This window comes from Brevundimonas sp. FV2ps16, from assembly GCF_058681075.1.
In genome coordinates this window covers 1,410,183-1,428,300 of record NZ_CM178728.1, presented here as the reverse complement: position 1 = coordinate 1,428,300, position 18,118 = coordinate 1,410,183, and the positions used below count along the sequence as shown (strand labels likewise).

Here is an 18,118-nt window from a genome sequence, read left to right as displayed (position 1 = left end):
TCAAATCGCTTTCGGACCCAGAAGCCCGCGCCATAGCCCTTTGGCTGTCGATGCAACCCGCTTCTCCAGCGCCCGCCAGCGCCGCTGCCAGCGGGTCCGCTTCCGTTGACGCAGCGGCACGACCGGCAGCATCGCGTGAAACACGTCGTCCCGATCGATCAGATGGTGCTTGAGCGCCGCGCCGGCGTGAATCGGGATCATCAGCAGCAGGGTCAGGACCAGCCCCCAGTGCATCCACTCCGCGGCGGCCTCGATCGCCCATAGCTGGCTGTTCGATAGATCCTGCATCGGCAGAAGCGGCCATTTGATGAAGCCGAGCGTCTCCAGTTGCCGTGTCCGATCCGTCGCCGAAATCATGGCCCAGCCTGACAGCGGCAGGCCGAACATACAGGTGTAGAAGACATAGTGGGTGACATGGGCCGCCATGCTTTCCCATCCCGGCTTGTCCGCATCATTGATCAGATCGGGCGCGAGCAGACGCCATGACAGCCGCCCCATCACCAGGATCAGCATCAGGACTCCGACCGCGAAATGCAGGTCATAGGCCGCGACCATGGCGCCGCCGACGGGCTGACGGCCCATCCACCAGCCCCAGCCCAGCTGAAAGATCACCAGCACCGCCATGACCCAGTGGAACAGGATGCCAACGGGCGAGTATCGACCCTGGTCGTGGTGCCCGGCCGCCCATTCCAGCAGTTGGGTGAAGAGCCGTTCGATCACGCCGCCCGGGCCTCGCCGTCAGACCCCAGAAGCGCGCCCAGACGCCAGAGGGCCGCGAACAGATACAGGGCCGCTGCGGGCGCCCACATGATCAGGCCGGCCGCCTGCTGGTCCTCCAGCGGCGTGAACCCCCAGGCCAGGGTCGTATAGGCGTGGGGCGCATAGACCGCCTGGCCGGCGAAGGTCAGGATGGCGCCGAGCAACCCCATGGCCAGCATGGCGGCCAGCAGGGCGACGACCGCTGCGGGGGCCGACGCCGCCCGCGCAGCCGTCCAGAACCAGACCGCGCTGACTAGCAGGCTGATCTGCATGAGCCAGTAGACGGCGTCGTTTGACAAGGCGGCGGCATAGGCGTCCGGCGCATGCCAGACCCAGAAGACCAGGGCCTGAACCGCCGTGGCCAGAAGAAGGGAGCCCTGGCGCCGTTCAGGCAGAGCCGAGGCCAGCAGCGGCGCGGCCACACCCACCAACAGCACGTGGTGTACGGTCCTGGCTGAAAAGAGAGCCGAGCTGAGCGCGCACACAGGCGACACGAAACTGACCGCCAGCACGGCCATCCCCGCCAGCCCGAACAGGCGCCGACGTCCGTCCAACCGTAAGGCGATCAGGGCTGTCGCCCCCGCCAGAACCAGGAGCAGGATGGGATCCAGGTTCCAACGCCACTCGCCAAACTCGGGCGCGGCCCCGCAATAGGGCGTCCATAGCGGCGCCGGGTTCATGATCGAGTCTTCGCCAACAGTCGCGCCCCTCAAACCTTTGCTCAGGTTTGAAAGCTCTGAACTGCGCTTGGTTCCTGGCGAGCGACCTGACGAAAGGCCGCACCTCGGAATCTTACGTGCGGGGAACTCGCGACAGCTGCGGCAGGACGATGAAGACCATGCCGGCCGCGATCGCCAGGCATAGGGCCGGGAACAGCATCGGCAGGATGTCGCTGCCGGTGGCCTGCTTGATCGCGGGCACCACCGTCTGGGCGACGAAGCCGCCGAGGTTGCCGATGGAGTTGATCGCCGCGATGCCCGCGGCCGCGCCCGCGCCCCGCAGGAAGGTCGGCGGCAGGCTCCAGAACACGGGCTGGGCGGCGAAGATGGCGGGGGCGGCGACACACAGCAGGGCGAACTTGGCCACTGCGCCCGGCACCACGACGCTGAGCACCAGACAGGCGGCGCCCACCAGGGCGGGGCCGGCGATATGCCAGGCGCTGTGGCCCACGCGGGCGGCGTGACGCGGCAGCCACCACAGGGCCAGGCCGACCAGGATCCAGGGGATGACGTTCAGCATGCCGTTGACGGTGTTCGAAACCCCGAACCCCTTAACCACCGTCGGCAGCCAGTAGCTGAGCCCATAGGCGGCCAGGGGGAAGCCGACGTACATCAGGGCCAGCAGCAGCACCCTGCGATCCATTATGGCGCGCCAGGCTGCGGCGTGGCCGGTATCGGGCGTGGCGTCGGCTTCATCCTGAAGAGTACGTGCGATCCAGGCCTTCTGCTCGGGCGCCAGCCAAGGCGCCGAACCCGGTCCGTTCGGCAGACGCCACAGCACATAGGGGGCCAGCAGCACGGCGGGGATCCCGGTGGCGATGAAGACCCATTGCCAGCCCGCCAGGCCCAACAGCCCATCCATATCCAGCAGAGCGCCGCCGATCAGGGCGCCGACCGCATTGGCGACGGCGCTGGCGATCATGAAGGCGCCGATCATCCGCCCACGGTGCGCCTGGGGATACCAAAGGGTCAGCACATAGAGGACGCCCGGGAAGAACCCGGCCTCGGCCGCGCCCAGCAGGAAGCGCAGCACGTAGAACATCGCCGGACTATTGGTGAAGCCGAGGGCGACGGTGATCAGGCCCCAGGTGGCCATGATGCGGGTGAACCAGACCCGGGCCCCGACCTTGGCCAGCACCAGATTGGCCGGCGCCTCGAACAGGAAATAGCCGATGAAGAACAGGCCGGCGCCCAGGCCATAGACCGCCTCGCTCATCCCCAGGGCGTCGGCCATCTGGAGCTTGGCGTAGGAGACGTTCTGCCGGTCGATATAGGCGATCAGATACATCAGACAGAACAGCGGCATCAGTCGCGCCGTGATCCGTCGCAACGTCGACTGGCCAATAGACTGTGTCATCGAACCTAATCTCCCCGCCGTCGCTTCCCGCTTTCTCTGCGCCTTGCGGTGCGGGCTTTGCGACGGTCAAACCATGGCTTAGGGGTAATCGACCCTTGTTGAGAACGCTATCAGAGAATTCGCCATGCTTCTGAAACGCCTCTGCGTCGCCCTGACCGCCGGTCTGGTCTGGCTGTCTCTCTCCGCAGCGGGCGCGGCGGGCGCTCCTGCCGTCGAGCCGCCAACCCAGCGCGTCCGCGACTTGTTGGGCCGCATGACGCTGGAAGAAAAGATCGGCCAGCTGAACCAGGTGCCCGGCGGGCGCCAGCGCGCCCTGAACTCGCGGCTGGACGCTGCGGCCTTGGAACGGGTGCGGCGGGGCGAAATCGGCTCCTTCCTGCATGTCGCCGGAGCGGCCCAGATCCGTGAACTGCAACGCATCGCGGTTGAGGAGTCCCGGCTGGGCGTGCCGCTTCTGTTCGGCATGGATGTGGTGCACGGCTACAAGACCCTGTTCCCCGTGCCCCTGGCCCTGTCGGCGAGCTGGGATCCGGCTCTGGTTCAGCAGACGGCCCAGGTGGCGGCGGTCGAGGCGACGGCCGCCGGCCTGAACTGGACCTTCTCGCCCATGGTCGACATCGCGCGGGATGCGCGCTGGGGCCGGGTGGTCGAGGGGGCGGGCGAAGACCCGTACCTCGGCTCGGTCCTGGCGACGGCCCAGGTGCAGGGCTATCAGGGCGCGTCCCTGGCCGACCCCGCCTCGATCCTGGCCACCGCCAAACATTTCGTCGGCTATGGCGCGGCGGCGGGCGGCCGCGATTACGACAGCGCCGACATCTCCGACCGCACCCTGCACGAGGTGTATCTGCCGCCCTTCTACGCCTCGGCCAAGGCCGGGGCGGGGTCGATGATGACCGCCTTCAACGACATCGCGGGCGTGCCGCTGACGGCCCATCCGGCCCTGGTGCGCGGCCTGCTGCGGGACCAGTGGAGCTATGACGGCCTGATCGTCAGCGACTGGAACGCCATACCCGAACTGCTCAACCACGCCGTCGCCGGCACGCCGCAGGAGGCCGGCGCCCTGGCCTTGCGCGGCGGGATCGACATGGACATGGCCGGGGGTCTGTATTCCGCCCAGCTGAAGGCGGCGATCGAAGCCGATCCGACCCTGCTGCCGCTGCTGGACCAGGCGGTCGTGGCGGTGCTGACAGCCAAGGAGCGACTGGGCCTGTTCGACGATCCCTATGGCCGCGCAGATCCGGCCCGCGAAGCCGAGGCCATGCTGACCCCGGCGCATCGCGACCTGGCGCGTGAGGCGGCTCGCCGGTCCATCGTCCTGCTGAAGAACGACGGCGACCTGCTGCCGCTCGCCGCCTCCGCCCGGCGCATCGCCGTGATCGGCGCGCTGGCGGAGGACGCCAACTCCTCGCTCGGCAGCTGGCGCGCCCAGGGCAAGGTCGAGGATGTTCGGCCCCTGATCCCCGCCCTGCGCGAAGCCATGCCGCAGGCGACCATCACCTACGCCCAGGGCTATCGTTCGGAAGCCGCCCAGGCGATCGCCGTCACCGCCGCCGGCGAAGGGGCGCAGGCCGTGAACGAAATTTCAGACGCTCAGGCCCTGGCCGAGGCGGTCGAGGCGGCGAAGGCGTCGGACCTGGTCCTGCTGGTGGTCGGCGAGCATTTTGACCGCTCGGGCGAGGCCCGCAGCTATACCGACATCGGCCTCAGCGCCGCGCAGGAGACGCTGGCCGCCGCCGTGCTCGACACGGGAAAGCCGGTCGTCGTCCTGCTGATGAATGGTCGCCCGCTGGCCATCCCCGAACTGGCTCGCCGCGCGCCGGCCATCGTGGAGACCTGGTTTCTGGGCATCGAGTCTGGCCCAGCCATCGCTGATGTCCTGACCGGCCGCGTCTCGCCGGGCGGTCGCCTGCCCATCAGCTTCCCGCGCGCCAGCGGCGCTGCGCCGCTCACCTACGCCCACCTGCCGACCGGACGCCCCGCCGCCGAGGATCTGACGCGCGACACCGCCCGATACCGCGACCAGCCCATAACCCCCCTGTTCGCCTTCGGCCACGGCCTCAGCTACGGCCGCTTCGAATACGGCGCGCTTGAACTCAGCCAGGCCGAGATCGGCGCCGACGGCGCGGTCGAGGTCAGCATCGTGGTGCGCAACACCGCGTCCGTCGCCGCCGACGAAGTGATCCAGCTCTATGTCCGCGACCCTGTCGCCGCCGTCTCTCGACCGGCGCAGGAGTTGCGCGGCTTCCGCCGGGTCGCCTTCGCCCCGGGAGAGGCCAAACGCGTCCGCTTTACCCTGACCCCCGCCCAGGTCGCCTTCTGGGAAGCCGACGGCTGGCGCATCCAGGCCGGCGCCATCCAGGTGATGATCGGCGCATCCTCGGCCGATATCCGCGCCCGAGGCGAGTTCGCCATCACCTCCGAAGGCCGAAGCGCCATTCCCGCCGCCGCCATCCCCACCCCGTCCGCCGAGGAACCTGTTTCCTGAGCCGCCCGAATCTCGGCGCGCGAACCATAGAAGACAGCCAATCAGCGCTCCGCCCATATTTGAGCCGGCCCAACCGTTCTTGAGCGGATGTTAGCAACGCGAAGCCGCCGCAGGATTCAACGCGAGGCGTCAGCCTGGCCTTCGAGGATCCAGCAGCAGGCCCGAGACCGTGGCGGCCAACAGGCGCGGCGCGAAGGGCAGGCGCGCGGCCTTGCCCAGCACATGGTCGCGAATCCACGGCAAAAGCCGCCCGTCGGCCTGATAAAAGGGCGTGAACCCAAGGCTGAGCGCCTGGTAGAGGCGCAGATGCCAGCGGCGCTCGTGCGCATAGGCCGACAGGGCCATGTCGAGATCGGCATAGGTCTGGAGCGCTCGACAAAGGGCGTGAGCGTCCAGCAGCCCCATGTTGACCCCCTGGCCCAGCTGAGGACTGGTTGAATGGGCCGCGTCACCGACGACGGCCAACCGATCCGCGACGGGCCGCGCCAAGGTGTGGTGGCCGTAGCGGGCCAATACCAGATCGTCGGGATGGCGGATGGTCTCGAGCAGCGCGGTCGTCTCGGGCCAGAGCGAGCGGACCTCGGCCTTCCAAGCTTCGAGCCCCTGACGGACCCAGGCGGCATGGTCCTGGACTCTCAAACTCCAGAAGAAGGTCGCCAGGCGTTCGGGCGAGCCTGGGCGGGCGCCGACCGGCAGGACGCCGACCATTTTCGCAGCCCCACGATAAACCTGTTGCAGGGCGCGCTCGTCGAAATGGGAATCGGCGGGCCAGGGCGTGGTGGTCCAAAGGGCGCCGTAAGCCAGGTCCCGGCGACCTGACCCTTGGGATTGGGCCAGGACTGCCGCGATGGGCGAACGGGCGCCGGTCGCGTCGATCACCAGATCAAAGGCCGGAGACATGCTTCCATCTGCGAAACTCAGCCGGCCCTGCGACGCCGCCGTCGCCTCGCGCGCCAGCTCGAACTGAACGCCCGCCTCAAGACAGGCCTGATGCAGGACGTGGAAGATGGCGGAGCGGTGGACGCCCAAGGCGTGGCGCGGCTGTTTCAAATCGGAATAGCGAACGTCCAGGACGACACGTCCGCTGGGCGCCGCACGGCCAAAGATGTGATCAATCGGCTGCCCCAGGTTCTGGATTTCAGACGTCAGGCCCAATGCGTCAAGCACCGCCAGCCCTGTCGGCTGAAGCATGAAGCCGGCGCCCACCGGTTGGGCCGCGTCGAACCGCTCGAAAACTACGACCCGGCGCCCCTGTCGCGCCAGCATCAAGGCGACGGCTAGACCTGTAGGGCCGGCGCCGGCGACGGCGATGTCCCTGATCACGGTCAAGTCGGCGTCAATTCGCCGCCGGGACCAGTTCGATCAGGTCCAGGTTCGATTCGTACTGGGGCCAGGGGAGGACCAGGCGCCAGCGGGCGTCGCCGACCCGTTCCAGCACGGCGACCAGATCGCGGTCGGGGTTGCGGCCGTAGGAGTTGGCGGCGGGCTCCTGGGCCAGGGCCATGGAGCCGAGCAGCAGCATGTGGCGGTCGTTCTCGGGGAAGAGCAGGCCCGAGGGGCGCTGGGAGCCGGTCAGTTTGGTGAACTTCAGGCCGCGCGGGGTCTGTTCGATACGGCAGGCGAACCAGCCGTAGACGACATAGCCAAGACCTTCTTCGCCGCCCTGGGAGCCCAGTTTGACGGTGCGGCAGCGATAGGCGCCGGGGGGCGGGGCGACGTCGGGGCGGCCGGCGCCTGGATCGATCAGGGCGCCGAGACTGTCCAGGTCGCCCGAACCGCGTTGGCGGTGGGCCTGTTGCAGGGCCAGGCTCCAGGCGGCGTCGCGGCGCTGGTAGCGATCACGGTCTGCAGCGGTGATGATCCCGCGCCAGTCCATCAGGACCGCGCCGCCCCCCCCGCTGGGCGCCGGCGGAGGAGGAGGCGGTGGCGGCGGTGCGGAAGCGCAGGCCGCAGCAGCGAGCAGCGCAGTCAACACGACGGGTCTGATCATGGCGCGAAGCCTGGCGGACGCCGAAGAGCGAGACTGTGAGCATTGACGCATCAAGGCTTCCCTTAAGGCTGGTCGAGGGCCGCGCCTGACGACGCGGACCCTTTTAGGCGCCGCATGGACCGCCGCCGTCAAGGCCGTTCGTGCGCCGCCCGGCCGGGAGAGGCCGGGCGCGCGGCGGGTCAGCCTTCGCTGTCGGCGACCTCGGCCTTGCGCCGCGGGGCGCGACGGCGCGGCGCGGGTTCTGCGTCCTCGGCGGTCTCGGCAGGCACCGAAGCAGCGGGGGCGGATGAGCGGGTCAGGAAGCCCGGCAGGGCGGTCGGAGCCTCATCGTCGGCAGCGGCCACAGCCGGACGACGCGAGCGGCGGGCGGGCCGGTCCTCTGCCGCCGGCGATTCGACGGGCGCTTCAAACGCAGGCTCGGCGGCCGGCGCAGCCTCGGCTTGAACGTCGGCGCCCTCATCCGAACCCGGGTTTTCCTGGTTGTCGAAGCGGCGGTTGCGTTCCTCGCGGCGACGCTCCCAGCGTTCGCGACGGCTCTCGCGACGACCGCCGCCTTCGCCCTCGGCGCGGGCCTCGCCGTCTTCGCGCGGTTCGCGGGGTTCGCGCGGCGGCTGGGCCTCGCGGTTCTGGTCACGATCACGGTCACGGTCGCGATCACGGTTCTGAGATTGGTCCCGATCACGGTCCCGGTCGCGATTGAAGTCGCGGTCACGGTTCTGGTCGCGGTCGTTGCGCTCGCGGTTCTGGCCCTGCTCGCGGTCGGCGGCTTCCTGGACCTGACGGTCGGCGGCCTGCTGAGCGGCGACGAAGGCGGCGGCCTGGGCGCCGGATTCATCTTCGAAGTCGATATCGAAGCCCTGGTTCGACTGTTCGCGCGCGGCGATGTCGGAGAAGGACCGCTGGGGCTGAAGCGCGCGCAGGACGCGGTAATAGTGTTCGGCGTGCTGCTGATAGTTTTCGGCCAGCACCCGATCGCCGCCGGACGCCGCGTCGCGGGCCAGCTGCTGATAGCGCTCGTACACGGTCTGGGCGTTGCCGCGGACCTTGATGTTTTCGGGGCCTTGCGAGTCCCACGAACGATTCGGATTGGCGCTGTTGGCGTTTGAGGCGCCCGCCTTGTTCCGATTGCGTCCGCGCTGACGCTTCATGCCCTTGAAATCTCTCATTCGCGCTACCGTGTGCAGGGATGGAGCCCAGGCCAGCGGCCGGTTCCGTCCGTTTCGTGGTTCCGTTTCGCTCGGGGCCGATCCCCGATTGTCGAACTGTCGGAATGCCTTGTCGCCCGCATGGTGCGCCGGTCCTTTCGGGACCGACCGTCATGGTCGGCTCAAGCCGCGAACAGCCGGATAGAGGCCCGGAAAGCTGCGTTTGAGTGGGAGACGAGCGAGACTTAGCCTGTGCGACGGTGCTTTCCAAGGGGTTTTCGTCAAAGCGTCGCACCCATAGGTCACAGCCCCGCTTTGCCGAAGCCCCTTGCGTGGGCTAGGCATGAACTTTGAGACGACGACGAGGCTTCTTCATGCGGGTTCTGGTTCTGGGCGGCGACGGCTTCTGCGGTTGGCCGACAGCCCTGCATCTTTCGGCCAACGGCTGGGACGTAACGATCGTCGACAACCTGAGCCGCCGGAACATCGACAACGAGCTGGAGGTCCAGTCGCTGACGCCGATCCGCACCATGGGCGAGCGGATCAAGGCGTGGAAAGACGTCTCGGGCCGCGATATCGGCTTCGTCAACATGACGGTCGGCAAGGAGTTCGACCGTCTGGTCGCCCTGATCCGCGACCGGGAGCCCGACAGCGTGGTGCATTTCGCAGAACAGCGAGCGGCCCCCTATTCGATGAAGTCGGCGCGGCACAAGCTGTACACGGTCGACAACAATATCAACGCCACCAACCACCTGCTGGCCGCCATCGTCGAGAGCGGGCTGGACGTGCATCTGGCTCACCTGGGCACCATGGGGGTCTATGGCTACGGCACGGCGGGGCTGCGCATTCCCGAGGGCTATCTGAAGGTCACGGTCCAGACCGACAACGGCCCGGCCGAGCAGGAGATCCTGTTCCCGCCCAACCCGGGCAGCATCTATCACATGACCAAGACGCAGGACGCCCTGCTGTTCCAGTTCTACGCCCGCAACGACAATCTGCGGATCACCGACCTGCACCAGGGCATCGTCTGGGGGACGCAGACGGTCGAGACCAAGCTGGACGAGCGGCTGATCAACCGGTTCGACTATGACGGCGACTACGGCACGGTGCTGAACCGGTTCCTGATGCAGGCGGCGGTCGGCTATCCGTTGACGGTCCACGGATCGGGGGGCCAGACGCGGGCCTTCATCCATATTCAGGACACGGTGCGCTGCGTCGAACTGGCGCTGAAGAACCCGCCCAAGCGCGGCGACCGGGTCAAGATCCTGAACCAGATGACCGAAAGCCGCCGGGTCCGCGACCTGGCCGCCCTGATCGCCGACAAGACCGGCGCAGTGGTCCACAATGTCGCCAATCCACGCCAGGAGGCCGACGAGAACGACCTGGTCGTCGCCAACGACCAGTTCCGCGACCTGGGGCTGAAGCCCATCACCCTGGCCCAAGGGCTGATGGACGAGGTGACGGAGATCGCCCGGCATTACGCCGACAGGGCCGACCTGACGCGGGTGCCCTGTGTCTCGGCCTGGAACCAACGCCGGGCCGAGGCGCTGGAAAATGAAGCGCGGCCATATGCGCCGCCGCCGTCGCCCAAAGTCCTGACCGCCTGAGTAAATCTATGTCCGACGCCGCCCCTGTACCGTCCCTGCTGGTCTTCGGCGGCGGCTATCTGGGTCGCGCAGCGGCGCTGGAGGCGATCCGGCGCGGCGGCCGGGCGACGGCCACATCCCGCGATCCCGACCGACGGCGCGCGCTGGCGGCCGAAGGGATCACGGCGATCGATCCCGCTGATGCGCCATCGCTGAAGAGCGCGCTGGAGGCCGCGACGGCGGTACTGGTGACGGCGGCGCCCGACACTCACGGCTGTCCGGGACTGCGCGCCCTGGCGCCGGTGGCGTCCCAGGCCTGGCCCGACTGGATCGGCTATGTCTCATCGACAAGCGTCTATGGCGACCGGGCCGGGGGCTGGGTGTTCGAGGACGGGCCGCTGAACGCCGCCAGCCTGGAAGGCGCGCGGCGGGTGCGGGCCGAGCGCGACTGGCTGGACGGGGCGCAGGGGATGGGGCTAACGGTGCAGATCTTCCGCCTACCGGGCTTCTATGGGCCGGGACGCAGCGTCGTGGACCGGCTGCGGGACGGGACGGCGAAACTGGTGAGGAAGCCGGGCCAGGTGTTCAACCGCATCCATTTGGACGACGTAGTCTCGGGCCTGTTCGCCTCGATGGATCGGCCGCGCCCCGGCGCCGCCTATAATCTGACCGACGACGCCCCCTCGCCGGCCGATGTGGTGACGGCCTGGGCCGCCGACCGGATGGGCCTGCCCCGTCCACCCGAGGTGGACTGGACCGACGACAGCGTCAGCGAGGCCATGCGGCGCTTCTATCTGGATTCCAAACGGGTCTCGAACGCCCTGGCCAAGGCGGAGCTGGGCTGGAGGCCCGTCTATCCGAGCTGGCGCGAGGGGCTGGCGGCGCTGATGGATGCGCCGCCACCCTTGAGGTTGGTCAGTTAGTCCGCATCAGGCCTTTTCGAACAGCTTGTTCCAGCGGCGCTTGTCGCGGGCCTTCCAGGCGCCGCGGTGATAGGCGTCGGAGCCGATCAGGGGCACGACGGTGGTGGCTTCGGCGAAGACCATCTGTTCGTGGGTGGTCTGGACCTTGCCCCAGGAGGCGGCTTCTTTCAGCGTCGAGGACGAACAGGCCCCGTCGCGGACATCGGCGACGGTGATCTGAACCGCATACCGGTGCATCTCGGCTTCCACGCCCAGGATTTCGGCGCAGACGACGGTGTCCTGGGCGAAGTTCTTGGGCACGCCGCCGCCAACCATGAACAGGCCGGTGACGCCGGCGGCGATCTTGATGTCGGTCAGTTCGCGGAAGTCGGCGATGGCGTCCAGCATCAGATAGGGCTGGCCGGCGGCCGCGCGTTCCTTCTGGTGCTTGACCAGGCCGAAGCCGGCAGACGAGTCGACGAAGGCCGGGCAGAAGATCGGCACGCCTTCTTCATAGGCGGTCTGGATCAGCGAGCCGGGCTTCTTGGCGTTGCCCTCGCTCAGCCACTTGCCCATCTCCCAGATGAACTCGCGGCTGGAATAGCCGCGCGGCTCCAGCCGGTTGGCGATCTCCAGGATGGTGTGGTCGCAGGCCTGGAGCTCTTCCTCGTCGATATAGGTGTCGTAGATCCGGTCGATGTAGTTTTCGCGCAGGACGTTGTCGTCCACCTCGCCGGCGGCCTGGTAATGTTTGAAGCCCAGGGCCTCGAAGAAATCCATATCGACGATGGAGGCGCCGGTGGCGACGACCGCGTCAACCATGCCGAACTTCACCATGTCGCGGTAGACGTGCATGCAGCCGCCGGCCGAGGTCGAGCCGGCCAGAATCAGCCAGGGCGAGCAGTCCTTGTCCTCGATGGCCATGGAGAAGATGTCTGCGGCGCGGGCGGTGTCGCGCGAGCTGAAGGACATCTTGCGCATGCTGTCGATGATCGGGCGCGCGTCGAAGGACGTGATGTCGACGTGTTCGACGACATTTTGCAGCAGCTGGGCCTTAGTGTTGGCAGTCATGGGTGACTCGTGAATCGTGAGGCGTGAAGGGTGAAGTGCGGTCAGTCTTGTCGCCGTTGCTTCAGTCGCGACGAAAGGGCGGAGAGCATGCGCCCGATCCGCTCCATGTCGGCAAGCAAAGGCTGGAGATTGTCAGTCGTTAGATAGCCGAGACGCGCGGCGATGAGGAGATGGGTTTCGACCTCGGCGAGCGACCCGCGCGCGATGCCGAGGAAGTGGACGAATTCGCCCGTTCCGTTTCGGCCCGCGCCCTCCGCGATATTCGCGGCCACGCTGACGGCTGCACGACGAACCTGACTGATCAGGCCGAACCGCTCGTCAGACGGCCATGACCGCGAGCAACGATACACTGCCTCGACCCAATCAAGCGAAAGCTTCCAGACGTCAAGATCGCGGTGGGTTCGCAAGTCGGTCATGGCTGACAATCACGACTCACGATTCACCTCTTACGATCAGCGTCGCGACTTCTTCCTCTGACCGGCCTTACCTTTCGGGCGTGACAGGCGCACGACCTTGCGGGCGTTCTCCTCGGCCGTGGTGCGCACGGTCGGGATGGAGCGCGGGGCCAGGCCGTAGAGCGAGGCCATCGGGGCGTCCTCGACCGCGGCGATGTCGTGTTCGCCATAGCCGTTGAAGCCCGTCGACATGGCGACGCCATAGGCGCCCAGCATGCCGATTTCGATGAAGTCGCCCTCGCGGATGTCGGCCGGCAGCCAGAACGGACCCGGCATATGGTCGATGGAATCGCAAGTCGGACCATAGAACTGGAACGCCTTCAACTCGCCCGCGCTTTCGCCGTCCCGAACCAGCTTGGTCGGGAAGGGCCAGCGCGAGTGGGTCGCATCGAACAGCGAACCGTACGAACCGTCGTTCAGATACAGGGCGTCGCCCTTGCGCAGATCGACGCGGGCCAGGATCGACGAGGATTCGGCGACCAGGGCCCGGCCGGGCTCGCACCACAGCTCGGTCGTTTCCGACACCGGCATCTCGTTGAAGCCGCGATGGATGGCGTCAGCGTATTCGCTCATGTCCGGCGGGACCATGCCCGGATAGACCGAGGGGAAACCGCCGCCGACATCGACGATGTCGACGATGACGCCGGCGCGGCTGATTGAACGACCGACCTGGGCCATGGCGGCCTGGTAGGCGGTCGGACGCATGCACTGGGAGCCAACGTGGAAGCTGACGCCCATCAGACCGTCTTTGACCGCCTGGCGCGTCGCCATCAGCAGAGCCGGAGCCTGATCAGAGGAGACGCCGAACTTGCCCGAAAGCGTATAGGCGGCGCCGTCGGCCGAGACGGCCATGCGCACGATCAGATTCAGGTCGTCCGCGCCGCCGGTGGCGTCGAGGATCTTGTTCAGCTCATCGACACAGTCGAGCGAGAAGGTCCGAACGCCATGTTCGAAATAGGCCTTGGTGATCGCAGACCGGCTCTTGACCGGGTGCATGAAGGCCAGGCGAACGTCATGGCTGACCGAGCGGACCAGCTCGATCTCGGCGATGGAGGCCACGTCGAAACCGCGAACACCGGCCTCGATCAGAGTCTCGATGACCCAAGACGACGGGTTCGCCTTCACGGCATAAAAGACGTCGGCCTTTAGATTATCCTGGAACCAGCGCGCCGCTACGGAAACCGAACGCGGCCGCACGAGGGCGACGGGACGTTCAGGGGACCGCTCACGGACCAGGTCCAGGGGAAGCTGATACGTGCGCAATTCACGTAACCCCCTGCTAATTGTGAAACCCAGACCGGCGTTAGCAGCGCTTAACGGTTAGACCACGGGGTCCGCCGGAAGGCGCGATATGGGGGCATCGAACTGTCATGTAAAGGGGTTTTTTCGTGGCGGGGCCTGGGGCGGCCGACAGAATAGCTGTCACAATTCCTTGGGGGCCGTCGTGGGGCAACCTCGGCCGTTCTGGATCGTTGCGCCAGGCGGAGGATTTCATGAATCGCTGGTTGTTCTTGTGGCGCAAGCTGGCGCGCCAACTGTGGGTCAAGGCGACGGCCTATGCAGGCGTGGGCGTCGCGGCGTCGTTGCTGGCGGCCGCCCTGGCGCCCTGGGTTCCCGACGACATGGCCGAACGGCTGGGCGGCGAGTCGGTCGAGTCCATACTGACCATATTGGCGTCCAGCCTGCTGGGGGTCGCGACCTTCTCGGTCGGGGCCATGGTGACCGCCTATACGTCGGTATCCACAGCGGCCAGTCCGCGTGTCGCCGCCCTGGTCACGACCGACGAGGAGACCCAGAAGGCGCTAGCCACCTTTGTCGGGGCGTTTCTGTACGCCATTGTCTCGGTGACGGCGATCAACGCCCACTATTATGGTCAGAACGGCCGCGCCATCCTGTTCCTGGTCAGTCTGGCCATGGTCGGGATGGTGGCCTATCGGCTGCTGGCCTGGATCAACCGCCTGTCCAGCCTGGCGCGGGTGGGTCATACGATCAATCTGGTCGAAGCGCGCGCGCTGAAGGCGCTGGAGACGCGCCGGGACGACCCCTTCTTCGGCGGCCGGGAGGGCCGTCTGAACGCCGGCGCCGATGTCACGGCCAAGACCACCGGCTATGTCCAGAACGTCGATCCCGCACGACTGCAAACCATGGCCAAGGCTCGAGACTGCGAGGTGGAGATCGTGGCGGTTCCCGGCGCCTTCGTGCGCCGCGGCGGCGTCTTGGCGCGCATCAGCCTGCCCGCCTGCGACGACGAGGCGCAGGCTGATTTCCGTTCGGCCTTCACCCTGGGGGATGCGCGATCCTTCGACCAGGACCCCCGTTTCGGAATGATCGTCCTGGGCGAAATAGCCGCCAAGGCCCTATCGCCCGGCGTCAATGATCCGGGCACGGCCATACAGGTGATCGGAACAGGCGTGCGACTGTTGGACATCTGGGTTCAGCCTCCCGAAGATCGCGGTCGCGAAGGGCGCGACTCCCCTTGTGATCGCCTGCTCGCGCCATCAGTGACCCATGAGGATCTGCTGGAAGACCTGTTCGGGCCGATTGCGCGATATGGTGCGGGTGATCTGGTCGTCGCCCTAAGACTACAGAAGGGGCTCGGCGCCTTGGCGAAGACTCCGGCTCTAGCGTCCCCCGTCGCGAGCTTGGCGCAGGAGGCGCTGGACAGATCTCGCGCGGCCCTGCCGCTCGCCGCCGATGTTCGGCGGCTTGAAGCTGCGGCGCTGGCGCGCTGAAGGCAGGCGCGCCAAGGCGGGGTCTGGACGAGGTCGCGCCCGACGTGCGATTAAGACTTGCCCAAACGCGCCTATCGCGTCATGCGGCGCCCGTTCGCCACAGCCTCCCAGCGAGTTCATGAGTTCATCCGCAGCCGCCGTCGCCCCCGGGCTAGTCCTGGCGCGTGACGTGTCGAAGACCTTCGGATCGAGAAAGGCGCTGGACGGCGTCTCGATTTCCGTCGCCTCGGGCGAGATGGTCGCCCTGATCGGCCCGTCGGGATCCGGCAAGTCCACGCTTCTGCGCTCCATCACCGGGCTTCAGTCCATCGACCCCGGCCAAGGGACGATCAGCGTCTTCGGCGAGACGGTTCAGAAGGACGGTCGCGTCACCGGCGCCGTGCGCAAGGCGCGCGGCAAGCTGGGCATGATCTTCCAGCAGTTCAATCTGGTCGGCCGCCTGAGCCTGTTCGCCAATGTCATGCTGGGCGCCTTGGGGCGTCTGCCGGCCTGGCAAGGCCTGCTGGGCCTGTGGCCCCAAGCCGACAAGGACCGCGCCATGGCGGCCCTGCACCGGGTCGGAGTCAGCGACTACGCCGGCCAACGCGCCAATACGCTTTCGGGCGGACAGCAGCAGCGCGGCGCCATCGCCCGCGCCATCGTCCAGGGGGCCAAGGCCATTCTGGCCGACGAGCCGGTCGCCTCGCTGGACCCGGTTTCGGCCCGCAAGGTGATGGAACTGCTGGTCGAACTGAACAAGCGCGACGGCATGGGGGTGATCGTCACCCTTCACCAGGTCGACTACGCCATCCGCTACTGCGACCGCGTCATCGCGTTGCAGGGCGGCAAGATCGTCTATGACGGTCCCGCCACGGGCCTGGATCACCAGCGCCTGATCGATATCTACGGTCCTGAATTCGAGGACGCGTTCTGGGAGACCAAGGCATGAGCCCGTCCCGCACCCCTATGGCCCGCACATCCCTTTCCCGTCGTCTGTTCGCAGCCGCCGGCGCCGCGGTCCTGCTGCTGGGCGTCGCCTCGTGCGGCGGCGATGAAAAACAGGCCGCCGGAGCCATGCCGTCGGAGCTGACCTTCTCGATCCTGTCGGCGGAAGGCCAGGCGTCTTCCGGACCGCTGTGGCAGCCGCTGCTCGACGACATGTCCAAGGCCGTCGGCGTGCCGGTGAAGCCCTTCTTCGCGGGCAACTATAATGTCCTGATCGAAGCCATGCGGTTCAACCAGACCCAGGTGGCCTGGTTCTCGGCCAAGCCGGCGCTGGAAGCCGTGGACCGCGCTCAGGGCGAAGTGATCGCCCGGATCGTCGATCCGGAAGGGCGCGACAGCTACACCTCGACCCTGGTCGTGCGTAAGGGCTCGGGCATCACGCTGGACAAGGTGCTGGCCTGCGGCAAGCAGTATGACTTCGGCATCGGCGACGCCCAGTCGACCTCGGGCACCCTGGCCCCGCTGACCTTCCTGTTCAATCCGCGCGGCATCGTCCCGAACCAGTGTTTCAAGACCGTGCGTTCGGCGAGCCACCAGGCCAACGCCTTCGCCGTGGCGACGGGCGTGGTCGATGTGGCCACCTCCAACTCGGTCAACACGGTCTTCATGCGCCGCGAGAACCCGCAACTGGCGTCGCAGATCGAAGACATCTGGGTGTCGCCGCCGATCCCGGAATCGGGCATCGTCATCCGCGAGGACCTGGACCCGGCGCTGAAGGAAAAGCTGCGCAGCTTCTTCCTGACCTACGGCCAGGGCCAGGGCCCCGAAGCCGACCGCCAGCGTCAGGTGCTGGCCGGACTGAACTATTCGATGTTCCGCGCCGCCGACGATTCCTACCTGGATCCGGTCCGTGAGATGGTCGCTGACCAGAAGCTGAGCGAGGCCAAGGCCAAGAACGACCAGGCCGGCGTGGCCGCCGCCGAGCGCGACCTGGCTGCTCTGCGCGCCAAGCGCGAGGTCCAACCTTGACCGACGTCACCGCAGACATGGCGGCACGGGGCGGCGTCGCCCCGGGAACCGTGCCCTCAGCCCCGACCAAGTCCCTGTCCTCGACCCTGTTCGACCTCCTGCTGTGGGGCGGTCTGGCGATCATCCTGATCGCCAGCTTCGGCAAGGTGGACATGCAGAATTTCGGCCGGCTGTTCTCGGGCTCGTCGAACATCTCGACCTATGGCGCGGATCTGCTGCGCCCTGACTGGGCGGCCATCTTCCCGCCCGGAGACTTCTGGACCTCCTTCACCCATATCTTCACCCAGCCGACGACCAGCCTGGCTGGCCAGATGTGGCTGACGGTTCAGATCGCCCTGTGGGGCACCTTCCTGGCCGTCTTCCTGGCCCTGCCGCTCAGCCTGATGGCGTCGCGCAATATCGCGCCGGGCTGGATGGTCTTCGTCGTGCGCCGGTTCATGGACCTGCTGCGGTCGATTCCCGACCTGGTCATCGCCACCCTGTTCATCGTCGCCGTCGGCCTGGGCCCGCTGGCCGGGGTGCTCGCCCTGGCGCTGAACACCGGCGGTGTCCTGGCCAAGCTGTTCTCGGAAGCCGTCGAGTCGATCGACAAGGGACCGGTCGAAGGCGTGCGCGCCACCGGCGCCGGCAAGCTGCACGAGATCGTTTGGGGCGTCTTTCCCCAGGTGGCCCCGTTGTGGACCTCGTTCGCCCTGTATCGGTTCGAGTCCAACAGCCGCGCGGCCACCGTGCTGGGCCTGATCGGCGCGGGCGGCATCGGCCAGACCCTGTTCGAAAGCATCCAGGCCTTCGACTATAGCCGCGTCGCCGCCATCGCCATCGTCATCGTTGTCGCCGTGACCCTGATCGACACCCTGTCCCAGGTCATGCGCAAGCGCCTGCTGTAACGGTTTCGCCTCCCGTCTCGCTGCCGGGACGCGGGAAAAACCTTCACAATCGTCTGGTCTAAACGTCGTGAAATCGA

16 protein-coding genes are annotated in these 18,118 nt (G+C 67.3%); 7 read left to right on the top strand and 9 right to left on the bottom strand.

All coding sequences use genetic code 11. The features are described from left to right. The 3 genes from ACW170_RS06845 to ACW170_RS06835 form a co-directional block, all read right to left on the bottom strand. On the bottom strand, positions 1-720 hold the full coding sequence (locus tag ACW170_RS06845; RefSeq protein ID WP_492088899.1) for a cytochrome b: 720 nt from the start codon (positions 718-720) through the stop codon (positions 1-3). Beyond that, a complete protein-coding gene (locus ACW170_RS06840) occupies positions 717-1,370 on the bottom strand; it encodes a cytochrome c oxidase assembly protein (protein ID WP_492089149.1) in 654 nt (217 codons plus the stop codon). The genes ACW170_RS06845 and ACW170_RS06840 overlap by 4 nt, the downstream gene beginning before the upstream one ends. Positions 1,371-1,551: 181 nt before the next feature. Continuing rightward, positions 1,552-2,835: an MFS transporter gene (locus tag ACW170_RS06835; protein ID WP_492088898.1), complete on the bottom strand. Its 1,284-nt coding sequence runs from the start codon at positions 2,833-2,835 to the stop codon at positions 1,552-1,554. Between the two features lie 124 nt (positions 2,836-2,959). Here ACW170_RS06835 and bglX point away from each other — a divergent pair, with 124 nt between their 5' ends. Beyond that, complete coding sequence (gene bglX, locus ACW170_RS06830; protein ID WP_492088897.1) at positions 2,960-5,320, top strand: beta-glucosidase BglX; 2,361 nt, start codon at positions 2,960-2,962, stop codon at positions 5,318-5,320. A gap of 129 nt (positions 5,321-5,449) precedes the next feature. Here the strand turns inward: bglX and ACW170_RS06825 are convergent, their stop codons facing one another. The 3 genes from ACW170_RS06825 to ACW170_RS06815 all read right to left on the bottom strand — a co-directional run bounded on the left by ACW170_RS06825 (position 5,450) and on the right by ACW170_RS06815 (position 8,476). Continuing rightward, positions 5,450-6,643: an FAD-dependent oxidoreductase gene (locus ACW170_RS06825; protein ID WP_492089148.1), complete on the bottom strand. Its 1,194-nt coding sequence runs from the start codon at positions 6,641-6,643 to the stop codon at positions 5,450-5,452. 13 nt (positions 6,644-6,656) lie between these two features. Further along, positions 6,657-7,310, bottom strand: coding sequence for a DUF4893 domain-containing protein (locus ACW170_RS06820; protein ID WP_492088896.1), 654 nt, complete (start codon positions 7,308-7,310; stop codon positions 6,657-6,659). 179 nt (positions 7,311-7,489) lie between these two features. Beyond that, on the bottom strand, positions 7,490-8,476 hold the full coding sequence (locus ACW170_RS06815) for a DUF4167 domain-containing protein (protein ID WP_492088895.1): 987 nt from the start codon (positions 8,474-8,476) through the stop codon (positions 7,490-7,492). 353 nt (positions 8,477-8,829) lie between these two features. On the opposite strand from ACW170_RS06815, the gene ACW170_RS06810 reads away from it, so the two are divergent. Together ACW170_RS06810 and ACW170_RS06805 are read left to right on the top strand one after the other, a co-directional pair. Further along, entirely contained in the window at positions 8,830-10,062 is a 1,233-nt protein-coding gene (locus tag ACW170_RS06810; protein ID WP_492088894.1) for an NAD-dependent epimerase/dehydratase family protein, read from the top strand. Between the two features lie 8 nt (positions 10,063-10,070). Then, entirely contained in the window at positions 10,071-10,964 is an 894-nt protein-coding gene (locus ACW170_RS06805) for a Rossmann-fold NAD(P)-binding domain-containing protein (protein WP_492088893.1), read from the top strand. Between the two features lie 6 nt (positions 10,965-10,970). On the opposite strand, the gene ACW170_RS06800 is transcribed toward ACW170_RS06805, so the two are convergent. Genes ACW170_RS06800 through ACW170_RS06790 form a run of 3 tightly spaced genes read right to left on the bottom strand, consistent with a single transcriptional unit; the run spans position 10,971 to position 13,732 of the window. Continuing rightward, a complete protein-coding gene (locus ACW170_RS06800) occupies positions 10,971-12,014 on the bottom strand; it encodes a 1,9-bis(guanidino)-5-aza-nonane synthase (RefSeq protein ID WP_492088892.1) in 1,044 nt (347 codons plus the stop codon). A gap of 41 nt (positions 12,015-12,055) precedes the next feature. Beyond that, a complete protein-coding gene (locus tag ACW170_RS06795) occupies positions 12,056-12,430 on the bottom strand; it encodes a four helix bundle protein (RefSeq protein ID WP_492088891.1) in 375 nt (124 codons plus the stop codon). A gap of 36 nt (positions 12,431-12,466) precedes the next feature. Further along, positions 12,467-13,732 carry a type III PLP-dependent enzyme gene (locus ACW170_RS06790; RefSeq protein WP_492088890.1) on the bottom strand — a complete coding sequence of 422 codons (1,266 nt, stop codon included), beginning with the start codon at positions 13,730-13,732 and terminating at the stop codon, positions 12,467-12,469. A gap of 230 nt (positions 13,733-13,962) precedes the next feature. On the opposite strand from ACW170_RS06790, the gene ACW170_RS06785 reads away from it, so the two are divergent. The 4 genes from ACW170_RS06785 to phnE all read left to right on the top strand — a co-directional run bounded on the left by ACW170_RS06785 (position 13,963) and on the right by phnE (position 18,041). Next, positions 13,963-15,201 (top strand): DUF2254 domain-containing protein, encoded by a 1,239-nt coding sequence (locus tag ACW170_RS06785; RefSeq protein WP_492088889.1) that lies wholly within the window; start codon positions 13,963-13,965, stop codon positions 15,199-15,201. A 118-nt stretch (positions 15,202-15,319) separates the two neighbouring features. Next, positions 15,320-16,129: a phosphonate ABC transporter ATP-binding protein gene (gene phnC, locus ACW170_RS06780; RefSeq protein ID WP_267515367.1), complete on the top strand. Its 810-nt coding sequence runs from the start codon at positions 15,320-15,322 to the stop codon at positions 16,127-16,129. Beyond that, on the top strand, positions 16,126-17,154 hold the full coding sequence (gene phnD / locus ACW170_RS06775; protein WP_492088888.1) for a phosphate/phosphite/phosphonate ABC transporter substrate-binding protein: 1,029 nt from the start codon (positions 16,126-16,128) through the stop codon (positions 17,152-17,154). Before phnC ends, phnD begins: the two co-directional genes overlap by 4 nt. A 17-nt stretch (positions 17,155-17,171) precedes the next feature. Then, positions 17,172-18,041 carry a phosphonate ABC transporter, permease protein PhnE gene (gene phnE / locus ACW170_RS06770; RefSeq protein ID WP_492089147.1) on the top strand — a complete coding sequence of 290 codons (870 nt, stop codon included), beginning with the start codon at positions 17,172-17,174 and terminating at the stop codon, positions 18,039-18,041. Positions 18,042-18,118 lie beyond the last annotated feature (77 nt).

Excerpts from the sequence above, each read along its gene's own strand:
- ACW170_RS06835 (WP_492088898.1), bottom strand. The coding sequence starts at position 2,835 with ATGACACAGTCTATTGGCCAGTCGACGTTGCGACGGATCACGGCGCGA.
- bglX (WP_492088897.1), top strand. The coding sequence starts at position 2,960 with ATGCTTCTGAAACGCCTCTGCGTCGCCCTGACCGCCGGTCTGGTCTGG.
- ACW170_RS06820 (WP_492088896.1), bottom strand. The coding sequence starts at position 7,310 with ATGATCAGACCCGTCGTGTTGACTGCGCTGCTCGCTGCTGCGGCCTGC.
- ACW170_RS06815 (WP_492088895.1), bottom strand. The coding sequence starts at position 8,476 with ATGAGAGATTTCAAGGGCATGAAGCGTCAGCGCGGACGCAATCGGAAC.
- ACW170_RS06810 (WP_492088894.1), top strand. The coding sequence starts at position 8,830 with ATGCGGGTTCTGGTTCTGGGCGGCGACGGCTTCTGCGGTTGGCCGACA.
- ACW170_RS06805 (WP_492088893.1), top strand. The coding sequence starts at position 10,071 with ATGTCCGACGCCGCCCCTGTACCGTCCCTGCTGGTCTTCGGCGGCGGC.
- ACW170_RS06800 (WP_492088892.1), bottom strand. The coding sequence starts at position 12,014 with ATGACTGCCAACACTAAGGCCCAGCTGCTGCAAAATGTCGTCGAACAC.
- ACW170_RS06795 (WP_492088891.1), bottom strand. The coding sequence starts at position 12,430 with ATGACCGACTTGCGAACCCACCGCGATCTTGACGTCTGGAAGCTTTCG.
- ACW170_RS06785 (WP_492088889.1), top strand. The coding sequence starts at position 13,963 with ATGAATCGCTGGTTGTTCTTGTGGCGCAAGCTGGCGCGCCAACTGTGG.
- phnC (WP_267515367.1), top strand. The coding sequence starts at position 15,320 with ATGAGTTCATCCGCAGCCGCCGTCGCCCCCGGGCTAGTCCTGGCGCGT.
- phnD (WP_492088888.1), top strand. The coding sequence starts at position 16,126 with ATGAGCCCGTCCCGCACCCCTATGGCCCGCACATCCCTTTCCCGTCGT.
- phnE (WP_492089147.1), top strand. The coding sequence starts at position 17,172 with ATGGCGGCACGGGGCGGCGTCGCCCCGGGAACCGTGCCCTCAGCCCCG.